The 2,565-nt window shown below is 70.4% G+C and carries 2 protein-coding genes; one reads left to right on the forward strand and one right to left on the reverse strand.

The window, feature by feature from the left end; all coding sequences use genetic code 11:
- Positions 1-54 precede the first annotated feature (54 nt).
- Complete coding sequence (locus ACLN58_RS20830; protein WP_415857137.1) at positions 55-789, forward strand: hypothetical protein; 735 nt, start codon at positions 55-57, stop codon at positions 787-789.
- 214 nt (positions 790-1,003) lie between these two features.
- Here the strand turns inward: ACLN58_RS20830 and ACLN58_RS20835 are convergent.
- A partial coding sequence (locus ACLN58_RS20835) for an alpha-mannosidase (RefSeq protein ID WP_415857138.1) occupies positions 1,004-2,565 on the reverse strand: 1,562 nt, incomplete at its 5' end.

The following is a 2,565-nucleotide window of genomic DNA, read 5'->3' on the forward strand; positions in this document are numbered from 1 at the left end:
CAAGCGCCAGGAGCACGACGACCGCGCGGACCGCCGAGCTTGGGAGCACCTCGGATGACGTGGCTTGCCTGGGCGACCTTCGCCGTCACCGCCGTCCTCGCGCTCGTGCGGGTCCCGGACGCCGTCCGCGGGCGGAACCGCTCGCTGTGCGCCTTCTTCGCGCTCCTCGCCTTCGCGATCCTCCTGAGCCTCCCCGGGCCGTACCTGGCCATCGATGCGTTGCTCGGCGGGCAGAACTTCGCGAATCTGCTGCTGCGCTTCATCATCTATGGCGTAGCCCTCCTGCTCGCGCTCCGCGTCGCCGCGGCCTTCGCGGCCCGGCGCGCGGCACGGCTGCTCACGGGGCCGTGGGGGCTCGGCTTCCTCGCCGCGTGCTCGGCCCTCCTCGTGGTGAGCTTCGTCCTCTCGGGGCCCGCGGCCTCCGCCGCAGGCTTCATGGGCCACGACGTCTGGCCGTGGACGCCCCTGTACGGGACGCTCGGCCGCGTCTACCCCTCCTTCACGGGAATCGCGGTGCTCCCCGCGCTGTGGGGCGCCGCCGGCCGTCCGGGCCGCGCGTCCCTCAGAGTCGCGGCGGCGCTGCTCTGGGCGGGCTACGTCCTCCTGGCGATCTCCAACATCATCACCGTCATTCCCGCCGAAGCGCTGGCACTGGCCCAGGCAATCAACTACGGGACCATCCTGTTCGTGTGTGCGGGGCTCGCCCTCGTGTGGCTTTCCTCGCTCGCCGCGCGGCGCCGAGGAAAGGTTTCGGTGGACCGTAACCGCGTAAAAAATCCACACTCTTGAGTAACAGGTTCACAAAATCATTACCATGTGCCAGAATCATGAATGTGTGAACACGACCTGTCAGGGGGATGGGCGGTTCTGCATTGGGGGGATGAGGGGCGGCGGCCTACGGGCCGCCACCCCTCAGCCGTTTTCCCACACTTTGGGCGCCTAAGACTGGCCTTCGGTTGCCTATGACCGGCCTAGGGTTGCCTAAGACTGGCCCCGAGTCCGCCTAAGACTCGCGGCGGAATCGCAGGGTCACCAGCTGGAACGGGCGCAGGCTCATCGCCACGGAGCCACCCTCGAGCGGCTCGATCAGGGCGCCCACCGAAGCATCTGAAGGCGAGAACGGGCGTTCGAGCAGGTCCACCGATTCGGCGCACGCGGCCGCGAATCCCGGCGCCACCGTCACGACGGCCCGCTCCCCCAGCGCCTCGTACAGGCGCACCACCACGTCGCCCGAGCCGTCCTCGGCGAGCTTGACCGCTTCGACCACCACGCCCGGGTTGTCGACGACGACGAGCGGCTCGACCTCACGGCCCCCGCGGACGATCCGTGGCTCGAGGTTGGTACGGTAGCCCTCCTCGACCGCGTCCGCGATCGAGGCCCCCGGGCGCACCGTCACCGTGAACTCGTGGCGCCCCTGATCGGCCTGCGGGTCCGGGTACGTGGGCGCCTTGAGCAGCGAGAGCCGCAGAGTCGTCGTCGTTCCGCCGTCTGCCCGAACGGCCCTCGTCACGTCGTGCCCGTACGTGGACGAATTCGTCACCGCGACGCCGTAGGAGCCCTCGCCCACATGCGTCCAGCGGTGGGCGCACGTCTCGAAGCGGGCCCAGTCCCACGAGGTGTTCGTCGGGATGTCACGGAACACGTGGCCGAACTGGATCTCCGACGCCGAGCGCTCCGCCCGGAGATCGAGCGGGAAGCCGAGCTTGAGGAGCTTTTCGTGCTCGTGCCAATCGACCGCGGTTTCGATCCGGATCGACGCTGTGCCCGGCGCGAGCACGATCCGCTGCACGATCGCCGACGAGCGGAACTCGCGCCGCACCTCGACGATCGCCTCCCCCGCGCCCCCCATCGACGCCTCGACGGACGTCGCGTCGCTGAGCTCCGTGACCGTGCGCCGGTAGAACGGGTCGATGTCCCACGCGTCCCACTCGTTGGGCGTGTCACGGTGAAGCTCGAGCAGATTGCCCGCGGCGCCGGGCGCGATGGCCTCGCGTCGCGTCGCGAGGTCCTGCAGCGAGACGAGCAGGCCGCGCTCGTCGACCGCCGCGCGAACCAGGCCGTTGTCGAGGACCCAGCGCCGCCCGCCGTCGTCCGCTGTCCACTCGCCGAGTCTCGCGTCGCCCGAGGAACGCACGACGGCGGCCGCGCCCAGAGCGCGCACCCCACCCCTGGTGTGGGGCGCCGAATTGAGCAGGAGCTCGGTACCCCCCTCGCCGACGAGCGCGCCCACGGCGCCCGCAATGAGGCCCTCGAGCTCGGCCGCGACCGTCTCGTAGTTCCGCTCAGCGTCGCGATAGACCCACGCGATCGAGCTCCCGGGCAGGATGTCGTGGAACTGCTGGAGCAGGACGATGCGCCACAGGCGCCGCAGCTCGTCGGCCGGATAGGCCACGCCGGCGCGGACCGAAGCCGTGGCGCACCACAGCTCGGCCTCGCGGAGCAGGTGCTCGCAGCGCCGGTTGCCACGCTTGGTGCGGGCCTGGGACGTGTACGTGCCGCGGTGCTTCTCGAGGTACATCTCCCCGGTCCACACGGGCGGATCGCTGTACTCGGCCTCTGCCGCCG

This window comes from Sinomonas sp. G460-2, assembly GCF_047759905.1.
GTDB lineage: Bacteria > Actinomycetota > Actinomycetes > Actinomycetales > Micrococcaceae > Sinomonas.